This window comes from Wolbachia endosymbiont (group A) of Apoderus coryli (assembly GCF_947251615.1).
In the GTDB taxonomy this organism is placed as follows: domain Bacteria; phylum Pseudomonadota; class Alphaproteobacteria; order Rickettsiales; family Anaplasmataceae; genus Wolbachia.
The window spans coordinates 23,950-40,276 of sequence record NZ_OX366367.1; the positions used below are offsets into that span (position 1 = coordinate 23,950).

The following is a 16,327-nucleotide window of genomic DNA, read 5'->3' on the forward strand; positions in this document are numbered from 1 at the left end:
TGTCTTTTTTGTGTTACTTTCAACACTTATGCCATTTATCCCCTAAGCCATCTGTATATTGCACGCTTGTACTTGTTTCTATCATTTTGATCCTAAATTATTTAGCTTACTCACTTTTTATATTTGTGGGTAAAAGTAAGGATTCAAATCTGGTGAATATGCTGGAAGGTACAACAAATGACAGCCAAAAGACTCTATTAATGACTTTGTTTTAGGAGTCTTATGAAATATAGCATTATCCATAACTATCACGCTTTAACTGTGGCAGTAATATCTCACGCATTAAATACTTCTTTCTCCCGTGAAAGTTATTGGTGCAATGAACTTCTCATCCGCCTATTATACTTACTCTCTCTCGCTTTTTTCCAGAGCATATATTTTTTCTCCTTTTGGAGCTCGTCCATATTCTCGGTATAATCTATTATCAACTCCTGCTTCATCTATATATAAAATGCTAGAGTGGTCTATTTTTGAGATTTTATCGGTAAAGCGCTGCCTATCTTCTTGACTACGTTCTGTGACTTTTTTTTAAGGTTATTTTTAGCTGTTTTAACCTATACCAAATTGAATTTATTCCAAATCCTAGATTTTGTTTCATTTCTGCTAGCTGGGTGTTTTTTGACATATTCTTTGAGTACTTCTGGATCTATTTTTCGAATAAAACTTCCATTCTTTCCTGCCTCCAGGCTCTCACCGTTTCCTTTCTTTTTCAGCCATCTGTACAAGGTTGCAATTCCTATTTCTAGAAGATCTGCTACTTCAGATTTTGACTTCCCTCTTTCCACCAAAGAGATAGCTTTCTCCCTTAAGTCCACACTGTATGCCATTACTTACCTCATATTTCATTAATTCCATATTATACCTTTATCATTTGTTTTGGGAAATACTATAGTTAGTGTAACTCTGGATAAGTACGCCCACACAAACTGAAAGTACTTATCCAGAGTTACTAATTTATAGAAGATATCAGTCTAAATTAAAACTTTTTATTATTTTTTATTCTTTGTAGCTAAATAATTTGTTGACAATAAAGACGGTATCTTATGTCTTAAACCTTATCACCAGACTTAACAAATAGGTGGCCCAATACTATTAACTTTATGGGTTTATCTTCGTTATTTGCTACTATCCAAACCCCATCGCTCTCATGATCAACAATTTCTATTGGTGCAAATATTACATAATTATTGTCATCAATAATCTTTATTCCAAGAGCACCCTCGTCACTTAAGCTCAGGGCTGAAGAAGGAACTTTATATGCAAATCTTTCGCCTGAAGGTAGTCTTACGTTGGCAGTTAGTCCCTGCAAGGATATCATTTTATTATTAGTTACCTTTACCTCTACCCTATAAGACCCAGTTTTAGGCTCAGCAATTTTACTAATAAAACTTACTTCACCTGCCAATTCTTTTCCGTCCAGTAAATTAATTTGAGCTGTGCTGCCTAGCTCTATTTTACTTACTTCATTTTCCGAAACATATAACACTACAAGAATTTGATCGAAATCAACCACGTCAGCTATTTTTTGCCCAACATTAACAAAATCCCCTTCATTTGCATTGATTTTATCAATATAACCATCTATAGGAGATTTGACTGCAGTGTTTTCTAAATCCAATTCTAGCCTTTTTAGGTCAGCTTTTGCACTTTGTAACGCAGTAAAAGCTGCTTCTACTTTTATTTGTGCTCCATAGCCTTTTTTATTCAGTTTGTGAGAGGAATCATACTCAATTTCACGCTGCTTTAATAAAGCTTTAGCTTTCTGAGCTTGCTCAATCCTGTCATAATTTTCTATCTTTAACACTACATCATCTCTTTTTACCTTTTCACCATCAGGTAAATAAATAGCAATAATCTTACCACTTATTTTTGAGACAAGGCTAGCTCTATGTAAGGGATTTACTGTACCAGAAAAATTTAAATATATAGTGCGGTTTTGCGGCGCACATTCTTGAGTTTTTACTGAAAAGCTACTAGTTGCATTATCACTATGAACCGCCTGATCTTTTTTTAAAAATGCACTGCTGATAAAAAACAGTAGAATAAAAGCAATACTAGAAAGGATGATTGCTTTGTTTCTCACCTTTAAATAATAGAATTTGTTGACCAATCTTGTTAGAAACAACTGCATAAATTTTCGAATCAGAAACGTAAGTATAATACATGCACCATTGTCACTCCATAAATAGTTTTATGTGAGAACAAACACAAGAATATGTCATTTTTCTACTATAAGTAAGTTTTTTATTGCTAAGAGGCAGTATAAATTCCGTTAAAAAGCAGCAGAATGACAAACAATCTAAAAATAATTAACTGTAGCAGTCTACTTTTCAATAAACTTCATTTGCATTTCTTGTATACTACTTTCTATTTGCTTTATTTGTTCTATCAACCTTTCTTCTAAGTCAAGATTACCGCTCAGCCTCGCTTCGGTTCTTTCTTTTCGTAATGCATTTAATTCTTTTAGTAACACTATATTATTCCACACAATTTCTGCAGATTTTCTCTCGTTCAGTTGGCTACTTAGTATGCTAGTTTTTTCAAATACATACTTTATAACGTTAAACTGTTTCAATTCTTGTAACAAAGCCTCTTTACCAAGTTTGCTTTTGTTACTTATTACATCAATTATACGCTGTTGTAATCTTTTCATCTCATTAGTAAATTCAAAATGAGAAAATTGCTCAAAAAATATAGGACGGTTCAAGATTTCAGGAAATTCTACGGCTATACGTAAAATTACGGCCTGATTTTGCTCTGCTTCAATTAGCTCTGGAGATTTGCTATGAAGATACTCACCTTTTGTTGCTCTAGCTTTACTATTAAAAATCTGTTTTTTGAAGCTACTTCTTAGTTCACTAGCCTTATTGTAAAAATAATCTCTGTAATACCTTCTAATACTGCTGTTGCTAATAGTATTTACATATTCCATGAACTTGTGCTCAAGAATTGAATATTTTTCCGGAGCAAGTTTTTCATAATTTTGCAAATTGCTATCGATTATGTGATGCCATAAATATTCAGAATGCAGTTTTGTTGAATGGTCAAGAGCAGTCAATACGTCTTCTTTCTTGTATTCCAGTTCGTTACATATATCGTATGGATCTTTATTACTCGGCAAAGTCACAAACTTTAACGTGTATCCAGGCTCTAATATTGGCAGAGCAAGTTCTGCAACTCGGGTAGCAGCATGACGTCCAGCACTATCGCCATCCATACAGATGGAGATTTCTTTAGCAAATCTCCATAGATTTTTTATCTGTTCTGCAGAAATTGCGGTACCAAGTGGAGCAACTGCATTACTAATTCCCGCTTGATGTAGCGCTATAGTGTCCATATATCCTTCAACAACAAATATGTGCTGTTTTTTACGTATTTCGCTTAAAGCAAAGTTTAATCCGTATAAATTCTCCCTCTTCTTGAAGAGCTGACTCTCTGGGCTATTTAAATATTTCGGCTGTTGCTCAGAACTCAGCGCACGTCCGCCAAAACCAATAACTCTTCCTGCAATGTTGTATATAGGAAATATCAGCCGGTCATAAAAATAATCATGAAAATTTTTGTTTACTAATCCAATATCAATTAAAATTTTGTCTTCAATACCTGAAGAGTTTAAATACTCTTTCAAACCAGAGCTTGGTGCATAACCTATCTTAAATTTATCTATGATTTCAGGTAAAATCTTGCGCTGCTTTAAATAATCTACAACGCCCTGATTTTTTTGTGCAAACCAATTTGCAGCTAAGCTTAGTGTTGAAAATAGTTTATTGTCTTCTTTGGTAACATTAAGGTTTTTAGGTAACTCAACACCTGTAACTTGTGCTAATCTTTCCAATGCTTCTTTAAAGCTTAATCCTTCAGTTTGTGAAATAAATTCAAATGCGTCACCACTAGCTAAGCAACCAAAACAGTAATACAATCCTTTAGTATTACTTACCGAAAAAGATGGGGTTTTTTCGTTATGAAATGGACAGAGCCCAACAAAACTATCTCCTCTTTTTATTAGCCTGACTTTTTTACCTACTATTTCAGATAATAATAATTTTGATTTTATAATATCTATGTGATCCATCTTATTAAATTAGTAGTAGGATAAAAATTATATAGAATTTATACACATCTGACTCGAAATTTATTTCTATAACTAAAGCAATTTAGATTTACCGACAATGTAGCTATACAAATTCAAGAGCAATCCTGTCATCCAGGTAGCCCACAGAAACAAAAAACTTACTTGACACCCTTCACCAGCCCCCTTATCATGATATGTAGTACAATGATACAAATTAAGAATTCCCCCATCCTGCTCTGGTTCTTCGATCTGAAATCCTACTTCTACCTGATCACGACCAATGTTAATTTGTCCTATTAATGCTTTAATAATGCCGCGCTTAGTTTGCCAATCTAGCTGTTCCAGGTTCGATTTTACACTAGAATAAAAATTCTTTATACTATTTATAATAAGACTTCTTCCTTTTTCTACTGCCTTCTGATCAACTACCTTTTTTTTCTCTTCTTCTATCCCTTGTAAGCCTTCCTTCATTTTTTTCATTGTCTGTTTAAATTCTTCCTCGCTTATATATCCTTTCTCTCCTGCATTTTCTTGACTATAATAATCTTCCATTAATTTTTCGATACCTTCTTTTATTTGATTTTCTCTTCTTGCAAACTTTTTCTCTGATGATTCATCATTTCTTGCAAACTTTTTCTCTGATGATTCATCATTTTTATTTTCTAATACTCTACGTTGGTATTCCTTTTTTATCATCTCTGGGTTTTTTAGTACATCTTTCACCTTTTCCCATACAGCTATTTCTAACTGACCTTACCCAGAAAAAGTAGAGAGAAAGTTAAGACGATTTTGTCATGAGAATGATGCATCAAATTGTGCAGGAATGCAATAGTTAATAGTAGAATGTCTACGTTGTTTGTTATAAAAGATTTCTATGTATTCAAATATGGCAGTTCTAGTTTGTTGAGCAGAATGTTGAGAAATATCAATAAGCAGCTCCCTTTTGAGTGAACTGAAGAAGCTTTCTGCAACAGAATTATCGTAACAACAGCCCTTATGGCTCATGCTGGAAATGATGTTTTTTGTATTCAATAGAAATTGGTAATTTTGAGAGGTATACTGTGACCCTTGATCGCTATGTAACAGTAGATTTTCAGGGGGTTTGCGTTTGTTAACAGCCATAAGCAAAGAATCCACAATTAATTGTTTTGTCATTGTATGACTCATTAACTACCATGCGTGAGAATTATTGCTGCCAACAACCTTCCTTGGTTTTTATATAAGTAATCCCATACTTTATTTGGTTGCTCAGTGATAAAATTTTGATCTAATATATTAGGAGCAATAACCATATTATTTGGTTGTTTTTTAGTTTTAAATCTTCGTCTAAGTTTGGCTATAATGTCATTTTCCTGCATAACATTTTGCACTGTTTTGATGTTATAATTTTTGCCTAAAGCTTTTATGGATTTTAGGGGCTCCATATCTGCATTTAGATGCTTTTTTTGAATCTCTGCTAGAAGTCCTTCCCTTGCTAATTCTTTATTGCTTTTTTCTTTAGCAATCCATTTATAATAACCACCAGCACAAAACCCTGCATAGTTCCTGTATTTTATAGCAATTTCTATGCTCTTTTATAAAAGAATATTTTACTCTTTTTCTTTGGCAAAATATCCCAGGGCTTTTTTTAAAATGTCTCTTTCTCTTCTTACTCTTGCTAACTCTTTTTTTAGATCAAATCTTTCTTTGTCATAAGGAGCTAGTTTTCCTTTGCCTGGAAATGCGTATGCTCCAGACATTTTTCCATCATATTTTCTTACCCATTTACTTAACATACTGCCATCTATACCTAGATCTTTTGCTATTTTTGTACTTGTTTGACCTGTTTCTTTAACCAGCTTAACAGCTTCCAATTTAAATTCTGCTGTATATTCTCTTCTATTTGTCATATTACACCTCTTTGAAAAAACGTTTTATTTTACTCCAAAAACGTCTTAACTTTCTCTCTACTTTTTCTGGGTAAGGTCAGATCTATTTATAGTAGAAAGTTGAATTAGTAAAATAGCAGCTTTTTCACCATTTATAGATTTATGGGTAATAGTAAGGTTCGGAGAGGGGCTGTTGGAAAAGTACTTAACAAGTAACTCGCTGGCTGCCCACTCTACCACAAGTCCGGTTTTGAAGTCTAGTGGGGAGAGGTGACTTTCCTCACTTAGACGACTGGGATTATTGTATAATTAAATACTTTTTTAAACTAATGAAGCTTGAAAGCGGATCACCTTTCACGACCTGTGTTTACTTCATTCACTTTAGGAGTATGAATAGGCGTTATCATTGGGTTTTCAAGTTGTGTTGCTTGCTTTAAACCTTCACTTATGCTCCGATCTTGATCTAAAATCTTGTCAAAGTTTTTACTTTGTTGATGACCATTCACCACGCTAATTTCTAAGCCGGGACTTTTATGATTGAAAGACTCACCAGGTTGGACACTATATTCCTTACCATTAATATTTAAGTTAACCGCATTAGCAATATTGGGAGAAGTTGTATCTTGCTGCAGATTTTGCTTTGTCTCAGGACTATTGTATGTAATATTAATGTTGAGAGCTTTATCCTGATAATTAAAAGCCTTTTCCGGTTCTAAATTGAACTCTTTTCCATTTATATTTATGAAAGAGCTCTGATCCATACTTTTTTGTTGCATTTCATTATTTGATGTATTTTTTTGAGCCGCTTCTCTCATGTCATGAGTATTCTCCACACTCTTTTCATCCTCACCCAAAAGTTTTTCTAACATTTTCTTAACAAAGCGCTTCAGAAGACTCAAAAACCCTTCTTCTTTTTGATTTTCTTGTGGTTGAGGCATGTTATCTTTTTTGTTCTGTTCAGGCTTTTTATTGTTGAGCTTCTCTTTTACAGAACTCTTGCTCACTGAAGGACTAACGGTTTGTGAATCGTGCTTTGATGGCTGTGTATCTGTTTGCACAGAAGCTTCAGTAGTCTTTTTTTGTCCACTCTGTTCAATGCTTTTATCTTTTGCTGTAGTTTCTCTAAGAGTGTTAGCTGCTTCTTGAAATTCTGGATTACGTAACCCTCCAACTCTTGATGGCTGTGTATCTGTTTGTACAGAAGCCTCAGAAGTCTTTTTTTGTCCACTCTGTTCAACACTTTTACCTTCTGTTGTAGTTTCTCTAAGAGTGTTAGCTGCTTCTTGAAATTTTTTGTCATTTTTTAATTCTGCAACTTTTTCACTTGTGAAGATGCCCTTCCCTTTATATTGTTGGTCAAGCTCAGCAATTCTTTCAAAATCTTGACGTACTTTTTCATCTGCACGTCCTTTTTGACTTTCAAATTTCTGATTCAATTCTGCAACGTTTTTCATTTTGTTCTCAAGCTCCTTACTGTTCACAGCTTTTAGAGCCTCTGTTCCTTTTGCGATATAATTAACCTTCTCTTCTAATGAGGTACCTTCTGGAAAAGCACCTGGAGAACGTTCAAAAACATCTTTAAACTTTTTTTCAACACTTTCTTTAGATGTCTGAGCCATACCTATTACCTATTAAAATATATCATATAACCAGTATATTAGCTAATTATATAAAAAACAGTTAACATAACTTGTGGTAAAGAGTGTTTATCAAGAGCGTCCTCTTTATATTTTTTTTATTAAAATGCTATTTACTTATTAACTTAAAATATATAACAATATAGAAATGAAAAACAGCCCGTTAGCAGTAGTATTCGATTGGGATAATACCTTAGTTGACACTCAAGATAACATTTTTAATGCTATTAAACATACCATAAACTCAATGGGGTATAGTAATAAAGCTGCTGATAGAAATTCCCATGAGTCGAGAAAGAGCTATATGGTCAATTTATTTGGCGATCAGTGGAAAAAAGCAAATCAGATATATCAACAATATTTAGATGATGCACTATTGCAAAACATTGCTCTGAATCAAGGAGTAGAGGAAATGTTGCAGACACTGAAAAGCTACAATATTTATCTAGCAATAGTAAGTAATAAGAAAAATACTAATTTACGTGAAGAAGTTACCTATTTTAAACTAGATTCTTACTTTGAAAGAGTAGTTGGGTCATGCGATACTGCAGAAGATAAACCATCTGCAACCCCACTGCTATTTGCACTAGAAGAGAGTACGTTGCCTATAAATAGAGAAAATGTGTTTTTCGTTGGTGATAGCATCACAGATGTTCTGTGTGCACAAAATGCCAATTGTTTGCCTATTATATACGGTCAATCAATAAGCGGTTACAAAGATTTGTTATGTTTTCAACATTTTGATAAACTTAGAGATTTCATAATAAAATATTTGGAAGATAGGTAATGACAGAGATTGCCAGCATAAAAAGGCGCTTTTGCGCATATTTAATAGATGTAGCAATTTTATTAATTCCAACTTTATTAATTATACTGCTATTAGAGGATTCTTCGTTGATCTTACATCTATCATACATGTGTGTAAATTGTAGTTACTTCACATATTTTATATCTTCAAAGGCCCAAGCAACTCCAGGTCAACGGTTAATGAATATATGTACTATCAATTTAGATAATTCTAAAATAGACTTGAATTTAGCGTTTGACAGAAGCACTTCCCAGTTTTTTCTTCCTTTGTTAAACAGTGTAGTAGTTGTCCTTACTGAATTTTTGCAAGATCAGGAGGTATTAGTGAATGTCTTGAGTGCATTGAAAGTAATGATAGTGCTGCTCACTCTCTGCTGGTATCTAGTTGCTTGTTTTTCTAAAAAGAAACAGACATACCACGACATGCTATTTAATACGGTTGTTATCAAAGGAACTATTAAATGAGTTGCTATAATCATCGTTATCATATAAATTATGCTGATAAATTGAACTAAGGGAAGATTATGAATGAAGAGATAGTAAAACATTTGAACAAATTATTGACCAATGAGCTGACTTCTGTACGTCAGTATCTTTTGCATTTTGCGGTTCTCAAAAACAATGGAATTAATAGACTTGCAGAAAAGGTAAAAAATGAGCTTAACGAAGAACTTGAACATGCAAACAAGTTGGCAGAAAGAATTTTGTTATTCAAAGGAGTTCCAAATTTTCAGGATACAAACGAAATATCAAAGCATGATGGAAAGTTTACAAAAGACACAATACGGAAAATCTTAGAAGCTAATTTGAAATTAGAGGGAAAAGGTATTAAGGATATCAAAGAAACGATTTCTATCGCTGAGAAAGAAAAAGATTTTGTTAGTGTAATGTTATTAGAAGAGATGTTAAAAAATGAAGAAGAGCACTTCCATTGGATTGAGAAACAGATTGACCTTATTGAACTAATGGGTGTTGAAAACTATTTAAGAACACAAATATAGAGTGTTAAAAAAAACAGTATTTATTTTAATTATACCTTGCTTGCTTCTTTTTTTATTAGGATTATGGCAAGTATTCAGATTGAACTGGAAGAATAATATTATTAAAAGTATGAGTCTTCCAGTTGTTCATCTATTGCCCAATAACGACCTTGAAAAATTTAACTATAGGCATGTCAAGATCGATGGGATTCTAAGTGACATAGAACTATATGTTTTTGCAGGGCAACACGGCTATCACGTGCTGTCTCCTATGTTGCTCACCACTGGACGTTACATGTTGGTGAATAAAGGAATAGTCAGAGAAAAAAAGGAGAAAAAAGTAAAAATTGAAAAAGTAGTTGCAGATGGAACTTTATATTGCGATAGCAATAAAAGCAAAAATTGGTTCATCAAAAACGATACTGCTTCGAATACATGGTTTACCCTGAGTACAGAGGAAATTTCCAATGAGTTAGGTATTAAGCTAGAGAAGTGTGTATTGTGGCCGAACAATTTTGGCAGCAAAGTAGCTATACAGCCAATGAAGCATTTGGAATATGCAATCACTTGGTTTGCACTTTCCTTAACTTGGTTGATTATGTGCGTAATTTACTATAGGCAAAACCTCAATGTATCTGTTCAGCAGGGTGGCAAAATAAGGTAGACGAAAAAAGACAACTATAGGAACAAATGGGTGTCATCCCAGTGCGTGACACTGGCATCCAGTCCTTTTGCACAGTTCCATCAAAAACGTTGTAAAGCGCTTTCGTGTTTACCAACTTAGTGCCCAATCTGGATCCCAGTGTCACGCACTGGGATGACAAGAAAGGGAGCACTGGAATTTTTGTTTCAGCATTAGCCATGCATCTGACCTCAACAAAGCTTGAAGCTTTCTGTACATAAAATTAGAGAAGTAGTTATTCATCTTTATCACTACCAAGGTCTTTTAACATACTATAATTGCCTTTTCTAAATCTACTTTTTAAAGACGTAACTCCACTTTCGCTAATACCACTGAGGCTCAGTGCAGCTCCACCTAGCTGCAATCCTATCTCAGATGTTTCAGGAATAATTTTACTAGCTCCTAGATCTCTATAAACCTCCACATTACTCAGATCTGGTAAGCGTATTACAATATTTACATGCGGAAAATTTGCAGCAACTAAAGAAACAACTTTTTTTATAGTAACTTCATTCTTTATTGAAACCACGAGAGCTTGAGCTCTTTCTATTCCTACCGATTTTAAAATTTCACATCTTGTAACATCTCCAAGATATATAGGAAAACTATCACTTTTTCCTTCTTTGACTATTTTCGATTGAATATCTACAACAACGTAACTTAAATGCTCTGCCGTAAGCATTTTTGTTACCATATATCCCACTCTACCAAATCCAGCAACTATCACATGGTTATAAAGATCTTGTGTATCTGTTTCAACAGCTTCATCATCCAATATTGTTTTCTCAGTGCTAAATGAGTTTGCTATCCAATCTCCAAGCCCCGATAAAAGAGGAGTGAAAGCCATGGTTACTGTAGTTACCATCATAAGTACTTGAGCGATTTCACTTGGTAGCACATTTAGTTCATTTGCTAAGCGAAATAAAATAAACGCAAATTCACCGCCTTGTGAAAGTAGTAACCCAGCTTGTATAGCAGGTGCACTCTTAAACCCAAAAAATCTACACAATATATATATGATAGATGTTTTTAAAACGATAAGGATAATCGATAATAAAGTAATTAGTGGTAACTTATTGAGTAAAAGTTCGGTATTGATGGACATACCAACAGTCATGAAAAATAAGCCAAGAAACAAATCTTTAAATGGTAATACTGCGTGCTCCACTGAGTGTCTATATTCTGTTTCTGCAACTAACAATCCAGCGACAAATGCACCTAATGCCAACGATAAATGAAATTGCTCAGTAATAAATGCTGCTCCTAATACTATTAAAAGCGTTGTTGATATAAAGATCTCATTACTTTCCATTTTAGCAATAACCGAAAATAAAGGTCTAAGCAATAATCTACCAGTTATAAATATCAGCACTAATGCAATAGCTGCTTGCACTAATGAGCCTGCCAATGAGCTTATCAGGCTGTGCTCAGAATTGCCAGCAAGTAAAGGTACCAATACTATTAATGGTACCACTGCAAAATCTTGCATTAATAGCACTGCTATCGACAACCTACCAACCTGACTTGCTTGAGAACCTTTTTCTTGCAGAACCTGCAACACTATTGCTGTTGAGGATAGCGCAAGCCCACCACCAATAACTGTCGCTATATTCGTATTCACTCCGAAAGCAAGAGCGATGCACCATATTGCTACCATGGTAACTATAACTTGAAGAGAACCGAACCCAAATACATGAATACGCATAGCGATCAGGCGTTCAAATGTCAATTCAAGGCCTATAATGAATAATAGAAAAACTACACCAAATTCTGCAAGATTATCCATTGCTTCAGCTGAGTGTATCAGATTAAATCCATGAGAACCAATAACTGCACCTGCAACGAAGTAACCAAGCACTGGACTAATATTCATTTTCCAAAACGCTATGACTATAAACACAGCAGCAGAAAGTAAAATTATAATATCAAACAAATGCTGAGAGCCACTGTGCATGATATTTAACCTGTAGAATTAGACCATTTAATTGAGCAGCCAATACTTGATTTTTGGTCAATTGGAGAATTACCAGTTTCTGCAATAAATTTCATAGCTTGAGATAAGTCACTACTTCCTACTTCATAGCTTTGAACCTTTTCTTTTTTTGTGTCGTTAAAACGTCCACGATAGCAAAGGTTTAAATTGGAATTAAAGCCAAAAAAGTCAGGAGTGCAAACAGCCCCGTATTCTTTAGCTATTTTCTGTGTACTATCAATTAAATATGGAAATGTAAACTTATTTTCCTTGGCAAAATTAATCATATTTTCAAAGGAATCTTCTGGATATTCATTTACATCATTTGGCATTATTGCAATGGTGTTTACCTGATAATCTTTTTTCAATTGATCAACATCGCTTACCAAATTGCTAATAATTGACTGAACGTAAGGACAGTGATTGCATATAAACATTACAATAAGACCATTTTTTCCACAACAGTCACTTAATGTATAGTATTTATTGTCTACTCCCAAAAGATTAAAATCTTTTGCAGTAAAACTAAAATCGACTTTAGGAGTATTCAGAGCAACCATAGACTATTATTATACCATATGTAATTTACGGTCTTATTATTTAAATGTCAAACGGTTTCTATGTATACTGTTTGCATATTCTTTTTTAGTATTATAATTATAAAACTTATGTTCATAACTTTCGAAGGAATAGACGGCTCTGGTAAAACAACACAATCTAAGCTACTTGCAAATCATTTTAAGCAAATTCAAGGCGAAAATAACGTAGTATTGACTCGAGAACCAGGTGGCACTGATTTTGCAGAAAAGATAAGAGGAGTGTTGTTAACAAATAATATTGATCCTATTTCTGAACTCTTGCTACTTATCTCGATGAGGCGCGAACATATGAAAAAATTAATATTACCAGCTCTTGCAGAAGGAAAAATAGTGATTTGTGATCGGTTTATTGATTCAACTATTGCATACCAAGGATATGGGTTTGGAGTTGACTTAGGGCTAATAAGGGACTTACATAAGCTAGTGAAAATTAAATATCCAGATATTACATTCATTCTAGATATTGATGTTAAAGTTGGGTTAAATAGAGCAAAAGACAAGAATAAATATGAAGAAATGGATGTTAATTTTTACAATAAGGTCAGAAAAGGGTTTCAGGAAATAGCCATAGAAGAGCCCGTTAGGTGCAGTGTTATCACTGAAATTGAAGCTAAAGACAACAATCAAGTATATAGTGAAATTATTAGACTTCTTGCATAACCTAAATTAAAAGGCAATTATTTTTGGCGTTTTTTGTAACAGCTGATAATTGTGATTTAAGTCCGTCAGGAAAGGGTCTCCGTTCCTGTCGTCCCATTCTTCTGTCATCTAAGTAGCCCCTTCTCCTATCATCCCAGCATCCTCTCCTGTCATCCCAGTAGCCTCTTTCTCTTGTCATTTCAGTGTCAGCTACTTGCATGACAGCAGTCCTACGTCATACCGCCGCGGTATCTCGGCCGCTAACACGTAGCAACTGTTCTCCCTTGTCATACCGTCACGGTATCTCTAGATCCCGCTAACACGTAGCGGGATACTTAACCATCATCTACACCGTCATACCGCGATTCATTCGCGGTATCTCAAAGCATAGATCCCGCTAACACGTAGCGGGATGACGATTGTCAGGGTGTCATCCCAGTGCTCCGACACTGATTTCCATCCAAGACGGTGTCATCCCAGTGCCCAGACACTGGGATCCAGCCTTTCTGCAATCTCATCGAAAACGTTGTAACCACTTTCTATGATAGTTTGCTTGCTCACAAGCAAACTTTCCTGGATCCCAGTGTCTGGGCACTGGGATGACAAAAAAAGGAGCACTGGGATGACATCATTTGTTGTGTTTAACAAAGTTCGTACTTAGCTTCATGTTAGCTACAAACGTTAAGAAATTTACCAAATAAAAAAAAGGCAAAAGAAGCCCCGTGGTTATTATCCGCTTTAAAATATTGGCGTTTTTTATGTTTTAAACGCTTGACAAGCGAAATTCAGCTGCTTTTAATTGCAACTAACTTACGCTGCAAATGTTTAAGAAATTTACCAAGCAGAAAAAAAGACAAAGAATCCCCGAGTTAGCTAGTCTTTTACTATCTCTGTCGAGTATTGGCATTTTTTGATGTCTTGTAACGCTTTATAAGCGCGTTCAGCTTATTTAGATAAAAATCTAGATGTAGATGAAGTTTTGTAAAGACATACAGTATCTATATACTGCAAAAAATTGAACATAAGACGCCGATACATTAAGTAATCTTTACCTTTTAATCTGCAGATTGGCGAAAGCAAATACAATAGCTTCAGTTTCATGATAAGGGGGCTGGCGAAGGGTGTCAAGTAATTTTAGCTCCGTTTCTGTGGGTCAGATAGCTACCTGATGACACCATTGGTCAATTACTACAACTAAAAACTTTCATTTTAACAGTTAAACAAGGCCAAATTTAATAGAGAGAGGATTTTTTTATTTTCTCATTCTTCTCATTTTCCTCTCTAACAATTTTTTTTCCATTTAATATGTCTTTTATTTCATCTCCTGTTAAAGTTTCAAACTCCAGTAGATTTTCAGCAATGAGATCTAAGCCTTTCTTATGCTTGGTCAAAATCTCTTTTGCTTTTTCATAGCAAGAAGACACAACTTCCTTCACTTCTTCATCTATAAGTTTTAACGTATCTTCAGAAATTATGTCAGAACCATGTATGGTTTGTTCGCGATTGTGATAGATCGGGCCTATTTTGTCGCTCATTCCCCATTTTGTTACCATAGAACGTGATAAATCTGATGCTAATTTTATATCTGAAGATGCACCGCTTGTAACTTTATCGTAGCCAAAAATTAGCTCTTCTGCCACACGTCCACCCATTGCAACAGTTATATCTGCTAGCATCTTTTCTCTTGTGAGGGACACTCTATCTGTCTCTGGTAGTCTCATAACTAAACCGAGTGCCCTACCGCGTGGAATAATTGTTGCCTTGTGTATAGGATCAGAAGCAGACATATTAACAGCAATCATCGCATGACCAGCTTCATGGTATGCAGTCAGTCTCTTTTCCTCTTCTGTCATAATGAGAGATCGCCTTTCTACGCCCATCATCACTTTATCACGTGCATATTCAAAATCATCCATGGTAACAATCTTCTTGTTTCTTCTTGCAGCGATAAGTGCAGATTCGTTCACTAAATTTGCTAAATCAGCTCCAGAAAAGCCTGGTGTTCCTCTTGCAACTGTTCTCACATTTACATCGGGAGCCATTGATATTTTCTTTATATGCGTATTTAATATCTTTTCACGCCCATTTATATCGGGTAAAGAAATAGTAACCTGTCGGTCAAAACGACCAGGTCTAAGCAGTGCTGGATCTAAAACGTCTGGGCGGTTAGTTGCAGCGATTATTATCACACCTTCATTAGACTCAAAGCCATCCATCTCAACTAATAACTGATTTAATGTTTGCTCTCTTTCGTCGTTGCCGCCACCAAGACCAATGCCACGATGTCTACCCACCGCATCTATTTCATCTATGAAAATTATGCAAGGAGCATTTTTCTTGCCTTGATCAAACATATCACGAACACGACTTGCACCAACACCCACAAACATTTCAACAAAATCAGATCCGGAAATGCTAAAGAATGGCACATTAGCTTCACCTGCAATTGCACGAGCAAGTAAAGTTTTACCAGTTCCAGGAGAGCCAATTAAAAGGCACCCTTTTGGTATTTTTCCACCTAATATTTGAAATTTTTGCCTTTGTTTAAGGAAATCAACGATCTCTACCAGCTCTTCTTTTGCTTCATCAATTCCGGCAACATCATCAAATGTTACTTTTTTTCCACTAGTCATGAGTCTAGCCCTTGACTTGCCAAAGCTTATAGTTCTGTTGCCTCCCGCTTGTGTTTGTTTAAGAAAGAATAGCAAAAAGCCAATAAAGATAAATGTTGGGACCCATGAGATAAGTAATCCACCAATTACGTTCATGGCAGAATCTCCAGTTGAAAAGGAGAATCTCACTTTTCTATCATGTAAATTTTTTATTAGGTCGCTATATATAACACCGCTTGAGTTGAAACTTGAACCATCCCTGAACTTGCCTTCAATGCTCTGATTTTTTATGACAATATTTTCTACATCATTGTCTTCTAGTCTAGTTAAAAATTCCGAAAAAGGTATAATTGTTTTACTTTTACCTACATTTCCGCTGAACTGAATATAAGCAACTGAAATAAGAACAATAATTACTAACCAGATCAATAAGCCTTCTAAAAATTTTTTCATTTCTAT

17 protein-coding genes and 1 pseudogene are annotated in these 16,327 nt (G+C 34.7%); 5 read left to right on the forward strand and 13 right to left on the reverse strand.

All coding sequences use genetic code 11. The features are described from left to right. Nucleotides 1–117 precede the first annotated feature (117 nt). The 7 genes and pseudogenes from OPR43_RS00135 to OPR43_RS00175 form a co-directional block, all read right to left on the reverse strand. Nucleotides 118–243 (reverse strand): transposase, encoded by a 126-nt coding sequence (locus OPR43_RS00135; protein ID WP_265034865.1) that lies wholly within the window; start codon nt 241–243, stop codon nt 118–120. Nucleotides 244–554: 311 nt separating this feature from the next. Further along, the gene (locus tag OPR43_RS00140; protein WP_265025750.1) at nt 555–827 is read right to left on the reverse strand and encodes a transposase; all 273 of its coding nucleotides are present in this window, start codon (nt 825–827) and stop codon (nt 555–557) included. A gap of 221 nt (nt 828–1,048) precedes the next feature. After that, a complete protein-coding gene (locus OPR43_RS00145; protein ID WP_265034866.1) occupies nt 1,049–2,131 on the reverse strand; it encodes an efflux RND transporter periplasmic adaptor subunit in 1,083 nt (360 codons plus the stop codon). A gap of 192 nt (nt 2,132–2,323) precedes the next feature. Beyond that, nucleotides 2,324–4,072 (reverse strand): DNA primase, encoded by a 1,749-nt coding sequence (dnaG, locus tag OPR43_RS00150; RefSeq protein ID WP_265034867.1) that lies wholly within the window; start codon nt 4,070–4,072, stop codon nt 2,324–2,326. A 72-nt stretch (nt 4,073–4,144) separates the two neighbouring features. Then, the gene (locus tag OPR43_RS00155; protein ID WP_265034869.1) at nt 4,145–4,795 is read right to left on the reverse strand and encodes a hypothetical protein; all 651 of its coding nucleotides are present in this window, start codon (nt 4,793–4,795) and stop codon (nt 4,145–4,147) included. A 69-nt stretch (nt 4,796–4,864) separates the two neighbouring features. Continuing rightward, nucleotides 4,865–5,961, reverse strand: a pseudogene (locus OPR43_RS08445) (IS3 family transposase). Between the two features lie 326 nt (nt 5,962–6,287). Next, nucleotides 6,288–7,559, reverse strand: a complete 1,272-nt coding sequence (locus tag OPR43_RS00175; RefSeq protein ID WP_265034870.1) for a hypothetical protein — start codon at nt 7,557–7,559, stop codon at nt 6,288–6,290. A 166-nt stretch (nt 7,560–7,725) separates the two neighbouring features. On the opposite strand from OPR43_RS00175, the gene OPR43_RS00180 reads away from it, so the two are divergent. The 4 genes from OPR43_RS00180 to OPR43_RS00195 are packed head-to-tail and all read left to right on the forward strand — an operon-like array spanning nt 7,726 to nt 10,028. Then, nucleotides 7,726–8,364 carry an HAD family hydrolase gene (locus OPR43_RS00180; RefSeq protein ID WP_265034871.1) on the forward strand — a complete coding sequence of 213 codons (639 nt, stop codon included), beginning with the start codon at nt 7,726–7,728 and terminating at the stop codon, nt 8,362–8,364. Beyond that, a complete protein-coding gene (locus OPR43_RS00185; RefSeq protein ID WP_265026536.1) occupies nt 8,364–8,849 on the forward strand; it encodes an RDD family protein in 486 nt (161 codons plus the stop codon). Before OPR43_RS00180 ends, OPR43_RS00185 begins: the two co-directional genes overlap by 1 nt. A gap of 59 nt (nt 8,850–8,908) precedes the next feature. Beyond that, nucleotides 8,909–9,385 (forward strand): bacterioferritin, encoded by a 477-nt coding sequence (bfr, locus tag OPR43_RS00190; RefSeq protein ID WP_155969303.1) that lies wholly within the window; start codon nt 8,909–8,911, stop codon nt 9,383–9,385. Between the two features lies 1 nt (nt 9,386). Then, nucleotides 9,387–10,028 carry an SURF1 family protein gene (locus tag OPR43_RS00195; RefSeq protein ID WP_265034873.1) on the forward strand — a complete coding sequence of 214 codons (642 nt, stop codon included), beginning with the start codon at nt 9,387–9,389 and terminating at the stop codon, nt 10,026–10,028. Here the strand turns inward: OPR43_RS00195 and OPR43_RS00200 are convergent. From OPR43_RS00200 to OPR43_RS00210, 3 genes are read right to left on the reverse strand one after another with little or no spacing between them, the layout of a single operon-like run. After that, entirely contained in the window at nt 9,991–10,227 is a 237-nt protein-coding gene (locus tag OPR43_RS00200; RefSeq protein WP_156517982.1) for a hypothetical protein, read from the reverse strand. The genes OPR43_RS00195 and OPR43_RS00200 overlap by 38 nt on opposite strands. Nucleotides 10,228–10,281: 54 nt before the next feature. Further along, complete coding sequence (locus OPR43_RS00205; protein WP_265034876.1) at nt 10,282–12,000, reverse strand: monovalent cation:proton antiporter-2 (CPA2) family protein; 1,719 nt, start codon at nt 11,998–12,000, stop codon at nt 10,282–10,284. Nucleotides 12,001–12,005: 5 nt separating this feature from the next. Beyond that, a complete protein-coding gene (locus OPR43_RS00210; protein ID WP_265026539.1) occupies nt 12,006–12,578 on the reverse strand; it encodes a thioredoxin family protein in 573 nt (190 codons plus the stop codon). Between the two features lie 108 nt (nt 12,579–12,686). Between OPR43_RS00210 and tmk the strand changes: the two genes are divergently transcribed. Next, complete coding sequence (gene tmk / locus OPR43_RS00215; RefSeq protein WP_265034877.1) at nt 12,687–13,277, forward strand: dTMP kinase; 591 nt, start codon at nt 12,687–12,689, stop codon at nt 13,275–13,277. A gap of 1 nt (nt 13,278) precedes the next feature. On the opposite strand, the gene OPR43_RS00220 is transcribed toward tmk, so the two are convergent. The 3 genes from OPR43_RS00220 to ftsH all read right to left on the reverse strand — a co-directional run bounded on the left by OPR43_RS00220 (nt 13,279) and on the right by ftsH (nt 16,321). Continuing rightward, nucleotides 13,279–13,476: a hypothetical protein gene (locus OPR43_RS00220; RefSeq protein ID WP_265034878.1), complete on the reverse strand. Its 198-nt coding sequence runs from the start codon at nt 13,474–13,476 to the stop codon at nt 13,279–13,281. 251 nt (nt 13,477–13,727) lie between these two features. Continuing rightward, a complete protein-coding gene (locus OPR43_RS00225) occupies nt 13,728–13,904 on the reverse strand; it encodes a hypothetical protein (RefSeq protein ID WP_265034879.1) in 177 nt (58 codons plus the stop codon). Between the two features lie 584 nt (nt 13,905–14,488). After that, nucleotides 14,489–16,321 (reverse strand): ATP-dependent zinc metalloprotease FtsH, encoded by a 1,833-nt coding sequence (gene ftsH, locus OPR43_RS00230; protein ID WP_265034881.1) that lies wholly within the window; start codon nt 16,319–16,321, stop codon nt 14,489–14,491. Nucleotides 16,322–16,327 lie beyond the last annotated feature (6 nt).

Excerpts from the sequence above, each read along its gene's own strand:
- OPR43_RS00175 (WP_265034870.1), bottom strand. The coding sequence starts at position 7,559 with ATGGCTCAGACATCTAAAGAAAGTGTTGAAAAAAAGTTTAAAGATGTT.
- bfr (WP_155969303.1), top strand. The coding sequence starts at position 8,909 with ATGAATGAAGAGATAGTAAAACATTTGAACAAATTATTGACCAATGAG.
- OPR43_RS00135 (WP_265034865.1), bottom strand. The coding sequence starts at position 243 with ATGGATAATGCTATATTTCATAAGACTCCTAAAACAAAGTCATTAATA.
- dnaG (WP_265034867.1), bottom strand. The coding sequence starts at position 4,072 with ATGGATCACATAGATATTATAAAATCAAAATTATTATTATCTGAAATA.
- OPR43_RS00140 (WP_265025750.1), bottom strand. The coding sequence starts at position 827 with ATGGCATACAGTGTGGACTTAAGGGAGAAAGCTATCTCTTTGGTGGAA.
- OPR43_RS00180 (WP_265034871.1), top strand. The coding sequence starts at position 7,726 with ATGAAAAACAGCCCGTTAGCAGTAGTATTCGATTGGGATAATACCTTA.
- OPR43_RS00185 (WP_265026536.1), top strand. The coding sequence starts at position 8,364 with ATGACAGAGATTGCCAGCATAAAAAGGCGCTTTTGCGCATATTTAATA.
- OPR43_RS00145 (WP_265034866.1), bottom strand. The coding sequence starts at position 2,131 with ATGCAGTTGTTTCTAACAAGATTGGTCAACAAATTCTATTATTTAAAG.
- OPR43_RS00200 (WP_156517982.1), bottom strand. The coding sequence starts at position 10,227 with ATGGCTAATGCTGAAACAAAAATTCCAGTGCTCCCTTTCTTGTCATCC.
- ftsH (WP_265034881.1), bottom strand. The coding sequence starts at position 16,321 with ATGAAAAAATTTTTAGAAGGCTTATTGATCTGGTTAGTAATTATTGTT.
- OPR43_RS00210 (WP_265026539.1), bottom strand. The coding sequence starts at position 12,578 with ATGGTTGCTCTGAATACTCCTAAAGTCGATTTTAGTTTTACTGCAAAA.
- tmk (WP_265034877.1), top strand. The coding sequence starts at position 12,687 with ATGTTCATAACTTTCGAAGGAATAGACGGCTCTGGTAAAACAACACAA.
- OPR43_RS00220 (WP_265034878.1), bottom strand. The coding sequence starts at position 13,476 with ATGCAAGTAGCTGACACTGAAATGACAAGAGAAAGAGGCTACTGGGAT.
- OPR43_RS00205 (WP_265034876.1), bottom strand. The coding sequence starts at position 12,000 with ATGCACAGTGGCTCTCAGCATTTGTTTGATATTATAATTTTACTTTCT.